The following is a 13966-nucleotide window of genomic DNA, read 5'->3' as shown; positions in this document are numbered from 1 at the left end:
TCACGCGCGCAAACCTGCGTTTCGTCACATGGCGCTGGGCACCGCGCCCAGCCTGCGAGATCGTCGGGCCTCCAACTTCCAACGAGGCCTGCCATGCAACTTCCCGCCCTCCTGTCCCGCCCGGTCGTGCGCGCCCTGTGCACCGCCGTGGCCCTCGCGCCTTTCGGCGCCCTTGCCGCCGACCTGAGCCTGAGCGTCGCCGACGGCCCCACCGCCGAAGCCACGCTCTACGTCGCGCTGTACAACGACGCCGCCGGCTACGCCGACAGCAAGGCCGTGGCCTCGCAGACCGCGCCGATGCGCGAAGGCAAGGCCCGGCTCGTATTCGCGGGGCTGGCGCCAGGGCGCTACGCGCTGCGGGTGTTTGCCGACGAGAACGGCAACGGCAAGCTCGACACCAACCTCATGGGCATGCCGACCGAGCGCTACGGCTTCTCGAACGACGCCAAGGGCAACCGCGCCCCGCCCTCCTTCGAAGCCGCGGCGATCAGCGTCGACGCCGACCTGCAGACCGTCATTCACCTGCACTGAGGAGTAGACCGCCATGGAACGACGCGAACTCCTGCGCCTGCTGGTTTCGGCCGGCGCCCTGCCCTTGCTGGCACCGCTGGCGCGCGCCGCCGGCACCGACGACTGGCAAGCCCAGTTCGAAGCCGCCAGCGCGCCCTGGAAGACCGGCTTCGCCACGCCCGCAGGCGACCTGCCGCTGACCCGCGCCACGGTGCGCGGGCGCTTTCCCGATGCCGTTGCCGGCACGCTGTTTCGCATCGGCCCGGCCGGCCACGACCTGGGCGGCGAGCGCTACCACCACTGGTTCGACGGTGACGGCATGGTGCACAGCTTCGTGATCGACGGCGCCGACGTGCGCCACCAGGGCCGCTACGTCGCCACGCCCAAGCGCGTGGCCGAGGCGAAGGCCGGCCGCCGCTTGTTCGAGGCCTTCGGCACCATGCCGCCGGGCGTGGAACCGCCAACCTCGGCCGACAGCATCAACGTCGCCAACACCAGCGTGCTGCCGATGCGCGGCGAGGTGCTGGCGCTGTGGGAAGGCGGCTCGGCCACGCGCATCGATGCGCGCACGCTGGACACGCTGGGCGTGAAGACCTGGCGCGCCGACCTAGCGGGCATGCCGTTCTCGGCCCACCCGAAGGTCGACCCGGACGGCACGATCTGGAACTTCGGCGTGAGCTCCGGCCAGGGTCTCCTGGCGCTGTACGAGATCGCGCCCGAAGGCATGCTGCGGCGCGCCGCCGTAGTGCCAGTGGCCGACATGCCGATGGTCCACGACTTCGCCGTGACCGAGCGGCACCTGGTGTTCCTGATGCCGCCACTGGTCTACGACGGCAAGCGCAAGGAAGCCGGCGCGAGCTTCCTAGACGCCCACGTCTGGCGGCCCGAACTCGGCATGCGCGCGCTGGTGGTCGACAAGCAGAACTGGGAAAAGCGCCAGATGCTCACGCTGCCGGCCGGCTTCCTCTTTCACGTCGGCAATGCCTGGGAAGAAGACACGCCGCGCGGCACGCAGATCCACATCGACTACGTGCGTTCGGACACCGCCGACTCGGTGTTCACGACCAACCGCGAAGTGATGCGCGCGCGCATTGTGAGAAGCACCCATCCACACCTGACCGTCGCCACGCTGAATCTCGGCACTGGGGAGGCCACGCAGAAGGCCCTGCCGCTGGAGGCCGAGTTTCCGCGCATCGACCCGCGCCGCGTGGGCATGCGCCACCGCAACGTGGTTCATGCCACGCAGATCCGCCCTGATATTCCGGGCTTCGGCTCCATCGCGCGCACCGACGTCGAAACCGGCCGCAGCCAGCGCTTCAACTATGGCGCGCAGGCCATGGTGGAAGAGCATGTCTTCGTGCCAGACGGCTCGAAGCCGGGCTGGGTGCTGGGCACGGTGCTCGACTTCGGCCGGCAGAAGACGGTGCTGTCGTGCTTCGCGGCCGACCACCTGGCGGCGGGGCCGGTGGCGCAGGCCACGCTGCCTTATGCGTTGCCGCTGGGCCTGCACGGCGCCTTCGTGTCTGCCTGAAGAAGCTCAGGCCGCCCACCAGCCTTCGTCGAAGCGCCCCTGCAGGAAGGCCACGAAGCCCGACACCTTGCCCGGCACCAGCTTGGGCGAGGGAAAGACGGCGTGGATCTCCTGCTCGGGCAGCGCGTGGTCGCCGAGCACTTCGCGCACCTTGCCCGTGGCCAGCGAGTCGCTGGCCACGTAGCGCGGCATCAGCGCAATGCCCAGCCCGTCGCGCGCCGCGGCCAGCACGGCGGAAAGATTGTTGGAGCGGAAGCGGCCGGACACCGGCACCGTCACCGGCTCGCCCTTGGGCGTGTGCATGCGCCAGAACTCGTCGCCCACCACGCTGCTGTAGATGAGCGCCACGTGCGCGCTCAGGTCCTGCGCCCGCTTCGGCGTGCCGTGTTTCTTAAGGTAGGCCGGTGACGCGACCATCGCCCACGGATTGACCCCCAGGTAGCGTGCGCCCAGCGAAGAATCGGCCAGCTTGCCCATGCGGATCGCCACGTCGATGCCCTGTGCGATCAGGTCCACGTAGCGGTCCTCGAAGCTCAGGTCGAGCTGCACCTGCGGATGCCGGCGCATGTATTCGAGTGCCAGCGGCACCACCACGCGCCGCCCGAATGCCACCGACGTGCCCACGCGCAGCAGCCCCTGAGCCTGGTTCTGCCGCAGCTGCACGATGCTGTCGGCCTCCTCGGCCTCGCGCACGATGGTCTTGCACTTCTCGTAGTACAGCGCGCCCGGCTCGGTGAGGCTCACGCCGCGCGTGTTGCGGTTGAGCAGGCGCACCTTCAGCCGCTCTTCGGTGGCCGCTATCTGCTTGGTCACGGTGGGCTGCGTGGTGTTGAACTCGCGCGCCGCCTTCGAGAAGCTGCCGGTCTCGACCACGCGCACGAACATTTCCATTGCCAACAATCTGTCCATGGGCCGGATGGTAGTCACTTATTCCGCCATGGAATAGGTTTTATGGTCCCCAGCCGTCTTCTTCGAATGCCCCCCGCTTCCTACAGTGGGACCACCTCAAGGAGACTCAAATGGCAAAGATGACAGCGGTGCAAGCCGCGGTTCTGGTGATGGAAAAAGAAGGCGTGACGCAGGCCTTCGGCGTTCCAGGCGCGGCAATCAACCCGATGTATTCGGCGCTGCGCCAGCGCGGCAGCATCTCGCACATCCTCGCGCGCCACGTCGAGGGCGCCTCGCACATGGCAGAGGGCTACACCCGTGCCATCGCCGGCAACATCGGCGTGTGCATCGGCACCTCGGGCCCGGCGGGCACGGACATGATCACGGGCCTGTATTCGGCCTGGGCCGATTCGATCCCCATTCTCTGCATCACCGGCCAGGCGCCGCGCGCGCGGCTCTACAAGGAAGACTTCCAGGCGGTCGACATCGAGTCGATCTCCAAGCCCGTCACCAAGTGGTCGGTCACGGTGCGCGAGCCGGGCCAGGTGCCGCAGGTGTTCCAGCAGGCCTTTCACCTGATGCGCTCGGGCCGCCCGGGCCCGGTGCTGATCGACCTGCCCTTCGACGTGCAGATGGCGCAGATCGAATTCGACATCGACAGCTACGAGCCGCTCAAGCCCTACAAGCCGACCGCCACGCGCGCCCAGATCGAAAAAGCCATCGGCATGCTGAATGCGACCGAGCGCCCGCTGATCGTGGCCGGCGGCGGCGTCATCAACGCAGATGCGGCCGACCTGCTGGTGCGCTTTGCCGAAGCCACCGGCGTGCCGGTGATTCCCACGCTGATGGGCTGGGGCGCGATCCCTGACGACCATCCGCTGATGGCCGGCATGTGCGGACTGCAGACCAGCCACCGCTACGGCAACGCGACGATGCTGGCGAGCGACTTCGTGCTTGGCATCGGCAACCGCTGGGCCAACCGCCACACGGGCTCGGTCGATGTGTACACCAAGGGCCGAACCTTCGTGCACGTGGACATCGAACCCACGCAGATCGGCCGCGTGTTCACGCCGGACTTCGGCATCGTCTCGGACGCCAAGGCCGCGCTCGAACTCTTCGTTGAAGTGGCGGAGGAAATGAAGGCCGCAGGCCGCCTGCCCGACCGCCGCGGCTGGGCCAAGCAATGCATCGAGCGCAAGAAGACGATGCTGCGCAAGACCAATTTCGACGACGTGCCGATGAAGCCGCAGCGCGTGTACCAGTGCATGAACAACAACTTCAGCAACGACACCTGCTACGTGAGCACCATCGGGCTCTCGCAGATCGCCGCCGCGCAGTTCCTGCACGTGTACAACCCGCGCCACTGGATCAACTGCGGCCAGGCCGGCCCGCTGGGCTGGACCATTCCCGCCGCGCTGGGCGTGCGCGCCGCCGACCCGACGCGCAAGATCGTCGCGCTCTCGGGCGACTACGACTTCCAGTTCATGATCGAAGAGCTGGCCGTGGGCGCGCAGTTCAAGCTGCCGTACATCCACATCGTGGTGAACAACTCCTACCTCGGCCTGATCCGCCAGGCGCAGCGCGGCTTCGAGATGGACTACTGCGTACAGCTCGCCTTCGACAACATCAACGCGGGCCCCGATGCAGGCATCGAAAGCAGCTACGGCGTGGACCACCTGAAAGTGGTCGAGGGCCTGGGCTGCAAGGCGATCCGTGTGAACAAGCAGGAAGAGATCGCGCCGGCCATCCGCCGCGCCGAGGCGCTGATGTCCGAGTTCAGCGTGCCGGTGGTGATCGAAGTGATGCTCGAGCGCGTGACCAACATCGCGATGGGCACCGAGATCGACAACATCACCGAGTTCGAGCCGCTGGCCGAGACCATCGCCGATGCGCCGACCGCTGTTGCGGCCATGCTGGATTGAGACTGCAAGAAAGAAAAACGACATGCCAAAGTTCGCAGCCAATCTCACGATGCTCTTCACCGAGCTGCCTTTCATGCAGCGCTTCGAGGCTGCCGCCAAGGCGGGCTTCGAGGGGGTGGAGTACCTCTTCCCCTACCCCTTCGAGAAGAAGGAGCTTGCCGCCGCCCTGCGCGACAACGGCCTGCGGCAGGTGCTGCACAACCTGCCGGCTGGCGACTGGGACAAGGGCGAGCGCGGCATCGCCTGCCACCCCGACCGCACGGGCGAGTTCGCCGAAGGCATCGGCGTGGCGATCGACTATGCAACGGCGCTCGGCTGCCCGCAGGTCAACTGCCTCGTGGGCAAGGTGCCTGCCGGCGTGAGCAGGGAGCTTGCGCACAAGACGGTGGTCGACAACCTTCGCCTTGCCGCACGCGAACTCGAAGCGGCAGGTTTGCGCCTGCTGATCGAGCCCATCAACACCTTCGACATTCCGGGCTTCTTTCTCACGCGCACCGACCAGGCGCTGGTGCTGATCGAGGAAGTCGGCTCGGCCAACCTGCGCGTGCAGTACGACATCTACCACGCGCAGCGCATGGAAGGCGAGCTGGGCAACACGCTCACCAAGCATCTCGCGCAGATCGGCCACATCCAGCTGGCCGACAACCCGGGCCGCGGCGAGCCGGGCACGGGCGAAATCAACTACCCATGGCTGTTCAAGCACATCGATTCGCTCGGCTACGACGGCTGGATCGGCTGCGAATACAAGCCCCGCGCGACCACCGTGGAAGGCCTCGGCTGGCGCCAGGCTCTCACGCAGTAGCAATGAACATCGCGAACCTCGAGAACATCGGATAAGGAAACCAGAGACATGACGACCCAACAAAAAATCGGATTCATCGGCCTCGGCATCATGGGCGCGCCCATGGCGGGCCACCTGCTCGACGCAGGCCACCAGCTCTTCGTGAACACGCAGGGCAACACGCCCGAGCCCTTCATCTCGAAGGCCACGATCTGCGCCTCGGCCGCCGAGGTGGCGCGCCAGGCCGACATCATCTTCATCATGGTGCCGGACACGCCCGACGTTGAAAAAGTGCTGTTCGGCGAGCCGGGCACGCAAGGCGTGGCCGAGGGCCTGAAGGATTCGCGCGGCAAGATCGTGGTGGACTGCAGCTCCATCGACCCGATTGCCACCAAGGGCTTCGCCAAGCGCATCATCGCGCTCGGCGCCGGCTACATCGACGCGCCGGTCTCCGGCGGCGAAGTGGGCGCCAAGGCCGCCAGCCTCACGATCATGTGCGGCGGCGACGAAGGCACCTTCGAGCGCGTGAAGCCGCTGCTCGACAAGATGGGCAAGAACGTGACGCTGGTGGGCGGCGCGGGCGACGGCCAGGTCTGCAAGGTGGCCAACCAGATCATCGTGGCGCTGAACATCGCGGCCGTGGGCGAGGCGCTGGTGTTCGCCTCCAAGGCCGGCGCCGATCCGGCCAAGGTGCGCCAGGCGCTGATGGGCGGCTTCGCCAGCTCGCGCATCCTCGAAGTGCATGGCGAACGGATGATCAAGCGCACCTTCGCGCCGGGCTTCCGCATCGCGCTGCACCAGAAGGACCTGAACCTCGCAATGCAGAGCGCGCGCTCGCTGGGCGTGGCGCTGCCGCAGACAGCAGGAGCCGCGCAGCTGATGAATGCGTGTGCGGCGCTGGGCTACGGCCAGCTCGACCACTCGGCGCTGGTGCGGGCTTTGGAAGCGCTCGCCCAGCACACCGTCACTCCAGACTGAGCCTCAGGGTTTCGCAGCAGCCTCTAGAGACTCTTTGAGGTTGCGCCGGCGCCATGCCCAGGTCTTGATGGCCTGCGGCAGGATGCCTAGGCACGACGCGTAGTACGTCACCTTGAAGCCCCAGAAGCGCGGGCCGATGGGCGTGTTGCGGAACAGGTCGCCGGCCAGGATGGACAGCAGCGCCTCCTGCATCCGCCAGACATTGCGCGGGTTCATGAACAGACGGCGAATGGCCGGCGAGGTGATGCGGTAGATGAACCACGAGAACATCTGCGGCCCGCGCTTCATCACCTTCTCGTAATGGCGGAAGGCTTTTTCGGCTTCCTTCGCCTCGCCCTTGAGCCAGTGGTCGGCCGCGGTGGCGGCCTCGAAGCCGCTGTTCATCGCCAGGTACACGCCCGAGGAGAACATCGGGTCGACGAAGGCGTAGGCGTCGCCCACCATCATGAAGCGGTCGCCGCGGCAGAACGCGGAGTCGTAGGCGTAGTTGCCGGTGGAGGTGGCGCCTTCCATCAGCGTGGCGTTCTTCAGGCGCTCGGCCAGCTTGGGCGCGAGCGCAATGGTTTCCATCAGGAATTCTTCGAGCGTGCCCTTGCGGTTCTTGAAGTACGCGGGCGAAGCCACCGCGCCGACGCTCACGGTGCCGTCCTTCAGCGGGATGTACCAGAACCAGCCGTGGTCGAACCAGAACAGCGTGATGTTGCCCTCGAAGCGGCCCGGCCGGCGCTCGGCGTTGGCGAAGTGGCCGAACAGCGCGGCGCTGGCGTGCTTGCGGTTGCGGCGCTTGGCGTCGAACTGGTTCGACAGCAGTGTGTCGCGCCCGCTCGCGTCGATCACGAAGCGCGGGCGCCAGGTGGTCTCAGCGCCGTCGTCGGCCTTGACCTTGACCAGCGGGCGGTTGTCTGGCGTGCCCTTGCCGGCCTCCATGTCCACGCCTGTGACGCGCTGGCCCTCGAAGGTGCGCGCGCCGCGATTGCCGGCGTGGCGGAACAGCAGTTCGTCGAACTCCGAGCGGCGCACGTGCACCGCGTACGGAAAGCTCTTGTCCATCGCCTCGGCAAAGTGAAAGTGGCTGGTGTGGTCATGCCAGGGCGAGACGAACTCGGCGCCGTGCTTGCGGATGCCGATGGCCTCGACCTCGGTGCGCACGCCCAGCCGGTCGAACAGCGGCATGTTCATCGGCAGCAGCGATTCGCCGATGTGAAAGCGCGGATGCTGCGCCTTCTCGATCAGCACCACGTCGTGCCCCTTGTCCGCGAGCAGCGCGGCCACCGTGGAGCCCGAAGGGCCGCCGCCGATGACCACGACATCGGGGTCGTTGCTGGTGAAAGGTCCGGATGTCATGCGCTGTTGCCCCTCATTGGTTTTGTCGTTGTTCGAGATTCCCCGGCCAATACCCTGTTAACCGTAGGTAACGATCTGCAGTTTAGCGAACCGGCCAGCCCTCCTTATCAAGCTAAAGATATAGATCCAGGCGTTTTCGGCATTCACCCTGTAAGAAGAGGCCACGCTTTTGCGGTAGCCTCATTGCCCGTCAGAAACAAGGAGACTTTCATGGCTGCACCCCTTTCCCCTGCAGAAGAAGCACTTCGCGAGGCAGCGCGCGAATACCACCGCTCGCCCGTCAAGGGCAAGATCTCGATCACCCCGACCAAGCCCCTGCTGAACCAGCGCGACCTGTCGCTGGCCTATTCGCCGGGCGTGGCGTACCCCTGTCTCGACATCGCCGCGGATCCGGCCACGGCCTCCGAATACACCGCGCGCGGCAATCTCGTGGGCGTCATCACCAACGGCACGGCCGTGCTCGGCCTGGGCAACATCGGCCCGCTGGCCGCCAAGCCGGTGATGGAAGGCAAGGGCTGCCTGTTCAAGAAATTCGCCGGCATCGACGTGTTCGACATCGAGCTGGCCGAGAACGACCCCGACAAGCTGGTCGACATCATCGCGGCGCTGGAGCCCACGCTGGGCGGCATCAACCTCGAAGACATCAAGGCGCCCGAGTGCTTCTACATCGAGAAGAAGCTGCGCGAGCGCATGAACATTCCGGTGTTCCACGACGACCAGCACGGCACGGCCATCATCTCGGCCGCCGCGCTGCTCAACGGCCTGGAGCTGGTCGGCAAGAAGATCGAGGACGTGAAGATCGCCGTCTCGGGCGCCGGCGCCGCCGCCATCGCCTGCCTCGACGTGATGGTGGGCCTGGGCGCCAAGCCCGCCAACATCTACGCCTGCGACTCCAAGGGCCTGATCTACATGGGCCGTGCGGGCGGCTTCGACGAATCCAAGGCACGCTACGCCCAGAAAGACACCGGCGCCCGCACCCTGGCCGACGTGGTGAAGGACGCCGATGTGTTCCTGGGCTGCTCGGCCCCGGGCGTGATGACGGCTGAGATGGTCAAGACCATGGGCACGCAGCCCATCATCCTGGCGCTGGCCAACCCCGAGCCTGAAATCCGCCCCGAGCTGGCCAAGGCCGTGCGGCCGGACTGCATCATTGCCACGGGCCGTTCGGACTACCCGAACCAGGTCAACAACGTGCTGTGCTTCCCGTACATCTTCCGCGGCGCGCTCGATTGCGGCGCCAGCAAGATCACCGAAGAAATGAAGCTGGCCTGCGTTCGCGAGATCGCCGACCTCACCAAGGCCGACATCAGCGAAGAGGTGGCCACCGCCTACGCCGGCCAGGAGCTGGCCTTCGGCCCCGACTACATCATTCCGAAGCCCTTCGACTCGCGCCTGATCCTGCGCATCGCCCCGGCCGTGGCCAAGGCCGCCGCCGCCTCGGGCGTGGCCTCGCGCCCGATCGAAGACATGGACGCCTACCGCCAGCACCTGACGCGCTTCGTCTACCAGACCGGCATGTTCATGCGCCCGGTGTTCAGCGCCGCCAAGATCGCCACCGCCAAGCGCGTGGCCTACGCCGAAGGCGAAGACGAGCGCGTGCTGCGCGCCGCCCAGTGGGCCGTGGACGAAGGCCTGGCCAAGCCCATCCTGGTGGGCCGCCCCGCAGTGATCGAGGCGCGCATCAAGAAGGCCGGCCTGCACATCCGCACGGGCATCGACTTCGAGATCGTCGACCCCGAGGACGATCCGCGCTTCCGCATCTACTGGGAAAGCTTCCACAAGCTCATGGGCCGCCGCGGCGTGACGCCGGAGGCCGCCAAGACGATGGTGCGCCGCTCGAACACCACCATCGCCGCGCTGATGATGCACCTGGGCGACGCCGACGCCATGATCTGCGGCCTGGTCGGGCGCTTCGACGTGCACCTGGAGCACATCCGCAACCTGATCGGCCTGAAGCGCGGCGCGCCAGGCTTCGCAACGCTGAACGCGCTCACGCTCGACAAGCGCACGGTGTTCATCACCGACACCAACGTGAACGAAGACCCCAGCGCCGAGTTGCTGGCCAGCATCGCGCTGATGGCCGCCGAGGAAGTGCGCCGCTTCGGCTTGCCGCCGAAGGTGGCCTTCCTGTCGCACTCGAACTACGGCACCTCCAGCCGCGGCTCGGCCCGCAAGATGCGGCTGGCGCGCGACCTGTTCGCGCAGATGGCGCCCGACATCGAATGCGACGGTGAAATGCACGGCGACGCGGCGCTGTCGGAAGAAATCCGCCGCACCGCCCTGCCCGAGACCACGCTGAGCGGCGAAGCCAACCTGCTGGTGTGCCCGAACCTCGATTCGGCGCACATCCTCTACAACGTGCTGAAGATGACGGGTGCCAACGGCATCACCGTCGGCCCGGTGCTGCTGGGCGCCGCAAGCTCGGCGCACGTGCTGACGCCGTCGTCGACGGTGCGCCGCATCATCAACATGACGGCGCTGGCGGTGGCGAAGGTCACGGTCGACAAGTAAGAGCCTTCAGTCGGTGGGTGTTTTTGCCCGCCTTCGGTGCCAAAAACGCGGCCTCGCCGCGTTTTTGCATTTGAGGGGTGCAAAGGCGCACCGTCTCGATCCACTGGAAGGGTTCGCACCAATCGCGTGCGGGCACCGTTTTTGCTTGAATGCCGAAGCATTCACCTTCCCCTAACGGATCGATCTCCGCATGAACAAGCGCCAACTGCTCCAGTCCTTCCTCGCCGCCTCGGCCATCTGCTTCGGCCTCACACCGGCCCTTGCACAGAGCCCGACGCCGATCAAGTTCCAGCTCGACTGGCGCTTCGAAGGGCCGGCCGCGCTGTTCCTGCACCCCGCGGCCAAGGGCTACTTCAAGGCGGCCGGGCTCGACGTGACCATCGACGCGGGCAACGGCTCGGGCGGCACCGTCACGCGCGTGGCCTCGGGTGCCTACGACATGGGCTTTGCCGACCTCGCGGCGCTGATGGAATTTCACGCCAACAACCCCGACAGCCCCAACAAGCCGGTCGCGGTGATGATGGTCTACAACAACACGCCGGCCTCGGTCATGGCGCTCAAGAAGAGCGGCATCACCAAGCCGGCCGACCTTGCCGGCAAGAAGCTGGGCGCGCCGGTGTTCGACGCGGGCCGCCGCGCGTTCCCGATCTTCGCCAAGGCCAACAACATCGGCGCCGTCAACTGGACCGCCATGGACCCGACGCTGCGCGAAACCATGCTGATGCGCGGCGACATCGACGCCATCACCGGCTTCACCTTCACCTCGCTGCTCAACCTCGAGGCGCGCGGCGCCAAGACGGCCGACGTGGTGGTGCTGCCCTACCCCGACTACGGCGTGAAGCTGTATGGCAACGTCATCATCGCCTCGCCCAAGCTCATCAAGGAGAACCCGGCGGCAGTGAAGAAATTCCTCTCGGCCTTTGCCAAGGGCGCGAAGGAAGTCATTGCCAACCCGGCCGTGGCCATCGAATCGGTGAAGGCGCGCGACGGCATCATCGACAGCAAGCTCGAAACCCGCCGCCTGCAACTGGCCATCGACACCGTCATCAACAGCCCTGACGCACGCGCCGAAGGCTTCGGCGCGGTCAACGCAGGCCGCATGTCGCTGATGGCCTCGCAGGTGTCGGACGCCTTCAACACCAAGACGCGCGTGAGCCCCGACGCGGTGTGGACCGCTTCGCTGCTGCCGCCCGCCGCTGAACTGAACATCCTGCGCAAGTGATGGCGGACGCATCGCAAGACGCGGCTGCCCCCTTCGTCGACTTCCAGGACGTCTGGCTCGCCTACAACGAAGAGCTGCTGCGCGCCAACCACTTCGCGGTCGAGGCCATCGACCTGAAGGTCAAGCGCGGCGAATTCATCGCCATCGTCGGCCCCTCGGGCTGCGGCAAGTCGACCTTCATGAAGCTGACCACCGGGCTGAAGATGCCGTCGATGGGCCGCATCCGCATCGACGGCCAGCCTGTAACCGGGCCGCTCAAGATATCGGGCATGGCCTTTCAGGCGCCGTCGCTGCTGCCGTGGCGCACCACGGTCGACAACGTGCTGCTGCCGCTGGAAATCGTCGAGCCCTACCGCTCGAACTTCAAGGCCAAGCGCAAGGAATACGTCGAGCGCGCACGCAAACTGCTGCAGAAGGTGGGCCTTGCGGGCTATGAAGACAAGTTTCCGTGGCAGCTCTCGGGCGGCATGCAGCAGCGTGCGAGCATCTGCCGCGCGCTCATCCACGAGCCCAAGATGCTGCTGCTCGACGAGCCCTTCGGCGCTCTCGACGCGTTCACGCGCGAAGAGCTGTGGTGCATCCTGCGCGACCTCTGGACCGAGCAGCAGTTCAACGTGATCCTGGTGACGCACGACCTGCGCGAATCGGTGTTCCTCGCCGACACGGTGTACGTGATGAGCAAGAGCCCGGGACGCTTCGTGGTCAAGCGCGAGATCGACCTGCCGCGTCCGCGCGAACTCGAGCTCACCTACACGAAGGAGTTCACCGACATCGTGCTGGAGCTGCGCGGGCACATCGGAGCCATCCGCAATACCGGCATCAGCGCGGCGCAGACGGCCGCGGCCGTGTCTCACTGAGCGGGCGCACCATGAAGAACACCAAGCAAATCGAACGCTGGTCGCCATGGCTGCTGCTGGTCGCGGTGCTCATCCTGTGGCAGGTCATCTGCGCTGGCTTCGAGGTTTCGGACTTCATCTTCCCGAGCCCCTGGCGCATCTGGACGCAGTTCTGGGAATACAAGGAAATCATCGCGGGCCACGCATGGCGCACCTTCTGGGTCACGATGGCCGGCTTTGGCCTGGCGATCGTGGTGGGCGTTCTGCTGGGCTTCGTGATCGGCAGCTCGCGCATCGCGTACGCGGCGATCTACCCGCTGATGACCGCCTTCAACGCACTGCCCAAGGCGGCCTTCGTGCCTATCCTCGTGGTGTGGTTCGGCATCGGCGTGGGGCCGGCGATTCTCACGGCCTTTCTGATCAGCTTCTTCCCGATCATGGTCAACATCGCGACCGGCCTCGCCACGCTGGAGCCGGAACTCGAAGACGTGCTGCGCGTGCTCGGCGCCAAGCGCTGGGACGTGCTCATGAAGATCGGCCTGCCGCGTTCCATGCCCTACTTCTTCGGCTCGCTGAAGGTGGCGATCACGCTGGCTTTTGTCGGCACCACGGTGAGCGAGATGACCGCCGCCAACGAAGGCATCGGCTACCTGCTGATCTCCGCCGGCTCGGCCATGCAGATGGGCCTGGCCTTCGCGGGCCTGATGGTGGTGGGCGCAATGGCCATGCTGATGTACGAGCTCTTCAGCGTGATCGAGAAGCACACCACGGGTTGGGCGCACCGGGGTTCGCAGAATCAGTAAGTAGGCCGCGCCGGATTCAACATCGGTGCCTGCCACGGATCAGGTGAGATGCCAGCGCCGGCTGTGCTGCCCCTGCTTCGCGAACACGTGGGCGAGGTGCTTCTTGACTGTGTTGACACTGATGCCGAGTCGCTCGGCGATCTGCTTGTTGGTCATGTCCCGGTACATCAGCGAAAGCACCTGGTCCTCGCGTGCGGTCAGTTTGATTGCAGGTGATATCGCGCAGGACGCCGGCCGCCCGCCGCCTGCCTTCAATCGCAGCACAGACAGATAGAGTGCCTGCAACACCGGGCCCGGGAAGCCCAAGGTGCCCGCCAGCACGGCATCCAGCGATTGCGCGAACTGCTCTGCGCTCGCTGCCCACTCGACGCAGCCGCGCGCCTGACTCCGGATCGCTGCATCCAGCCCCAGCATGGAGGGCTCCTCCCAGCCGAGGAGCCAGTCGGTGGCTGGAAAGCGGCGGCGCAGATCGTCCAGTTTGTTGACTCTCTCCGGCGAAATCAACGCGATGTCCACCAACAGCAAACGAGGCGCCTGCTGCCGGCAGCAGGCTTCCAGGTCAGAGATGCTGTTCATTTCCGCGTACTCGACCTGATACATCTGCTCGGCCCATTGCCTCGAGGCCAACAGGCCCAGCCCG

Annotated in this window: 12 protein-coding genes; 9 read left to right on the top strand and 3 right to left on the bottom strand. The window is 66.2% G+C overall.

All coding sequences use genetic code 11. The features are described from left to right. The first annotated feature begins 93 nt into the window (after window positions 1-93). Both AC07O3_RS16805 and AC07O3_RS16800 read left to right on the top strand, forming a co-directional pair. On the top strand, window positions 94-531 hold the full coding sequence (locus tag AC07O3_RS16805) for a DUF2141 domain-containing protein (RefSeq protein WP_093058150.1): 438 nt from the start codon (window positions 94-96) through the stop codon (window positions 529-531). 13 nt (window positions 532-544) lie between these two features. Continuing rightward, a complete protein-coding gene (locus AC07O3_RS16800) occupies window positions 545-2041 on the top strand; it encodes a carotenoid oxygenase family protein (protein WP_495339857.1) in 1497 nt (498 codons plus the stop codon). Between the two features lie 6 nt (window positions 2042-2047). Here the strand turns inward: AC07O3_RS16800 and AC07O3_RS16795 are convergent, their stop codons facing one another. Continuing rightward, complete coding sequence (locus tag AC07O3_RS16795; RefSeq protein WP_093058148.1) at window positions 2048-2950, bottom strand: LysR family transcriptional regulator; 903 nt, start codon at window positions 2948-2950, stop codon at window positions 2048-2050. A 110-nt stretch (window positions 2951-3060) separates the two neighbouring features. Between AC07O3_RS16795 and gcl the strand changes: the two genes are divergently transcribed. The 3 genes from gcl to AC07O3_RS16780 are packed head-to-tail and all read left to right on the top strand — an operon-like array spanning window position 3061 to window position 6610. Further along, window positions 3061-4851 carry a glyoxylate carboligase gene (gene gcl, locus AC07O3_RS16790; RefSeq protein WP_495339856.1) on the top strand — a complete coding sequence of 597 codons (1791 nt, stop codon included), beginning with the start codon at window positions 3061-3063 and terminating at the stop codon, window positions 4849-4851. A gap of 22 nt (window positions 4852-4873) precedes the next feature. Beyond that, window positions 4874-5653, top strand: a complete 780-nt coding sequence (gene hyi / locus AC07O3_RS16785) for a hydroxypyruvate isomerase (protein WP_495339855.1) — start codon at window positions 4874-4876, stop codon at window positions 5651-5653. A 48-nt stretch (window positions 5654-5701) separates the two neighbouring features. Next, a complete protein-coding gene (locus AC07O3_RS16780; protein WP_093058145.1) occupies window positions 5702-6610 on the top strand; it encodes a 2-hydroxy-3-oxopropionate reductase in 909 nt (302 codons plus the stop codon). 3 nt (window positions 6611-6613) lie between these two features. Here AC07O3_RS16780 and AC07O3_RS16775 read toward each other — a convergent pair whose 3' ends face one another. Beyond that, complete coding sequence (locus AC07O3_RS16775) at window positions 6614-7954, bottom strand: NAD(P)/FAD-dependent oxidoreductase (RefSeq protein ID WP_097198455.1); 1341 nt, start codon at window positions 7952-7954, stop codon at window positions 6614-6616. Between the two features lie 210 nt (window positions 7955-8164). Between AC07O3_RS16775 and AC07O3_RS16770 the strand changes: the two genes are divergently transcribed. The 4 genes from AC07O3_RS16770 to AC07O3_RS16755 all read left to right on the top strand — a co-directional run bounded on the left by AC07O3_RS16770 (window position 8165) and on the right by AC07O3_RS16755 (window position 13326). After that, window positions 8165-10465, top strand: a complete 2301-nt coding sequence (locus tag AC07O3_RS16770) for an NADP-dependent malic enzyme (RefSeq protein ID WP_093058143.1) — start codon at window positions 8165-8167, stop codon at window positions 10463-10465. A gap of 190 nt (window positions 10466-10655) precedes the next feature. Continuing rightward, window positions 10656-11687 (top strand): ABC transporter substrate-binding protein, encoded by a 1032-nt coding sequence (locus AC07O3_RS16765; protein WP_093058142.1) that lies wholly within the window; start codon window positions 10656-10658, stop codon window positions 11685-11687. Then, window positions 11687-12544 (top strand): ABC transporter ATP-binding protein, encoded by an 858-nt coding sequence (locus AC07O3_RS16760; RefSeq protein WP_093058141.1) that lies wholly within the window; start codon window positions 11687-11689, stop codon window positions 12542-12544. The genes AC07O3_RS16765 and AC07O3_RS16760 overlap by 1 nt, the downstream gene beginning before the upstream one ends. An 11-nt stretch (window positions 12545-12555) precedes the next feature. Continuing rightward, entirely contained in the window at window positions 12556-13326 is a 771-nt protein-coding gene (locus AC07O3_RS16755) for an ABC transporter permease (protein WP_093058140.1), read from the top strand. A 39-nt stretch (window positions 13327-13365) separates the two neighbouring features. Here AC07O3_RS16755 and AC07O3_RS16750 read toward each other — a convergent pair whose 3' ends face one another. After that, complete coding sequence (locus AC07O3_RS16750) at window positions 13366-13902, bottom strand: LuxR C-terminal-related transcriptional regulator (protein ID WP_495339854.1); 537 nt, start codon at window positions 13900-13902, stop codon at window positions 13366-13368. Window positions 13903-13966: the final 64 nt, after the last annotated feature.

Source organism: Variovorax sp. GW821-FHT09D05, from assembly GCF_059416325.1.
This window is presented reverse-complemented; position numbering and strand designations above follow the sequence as displayed.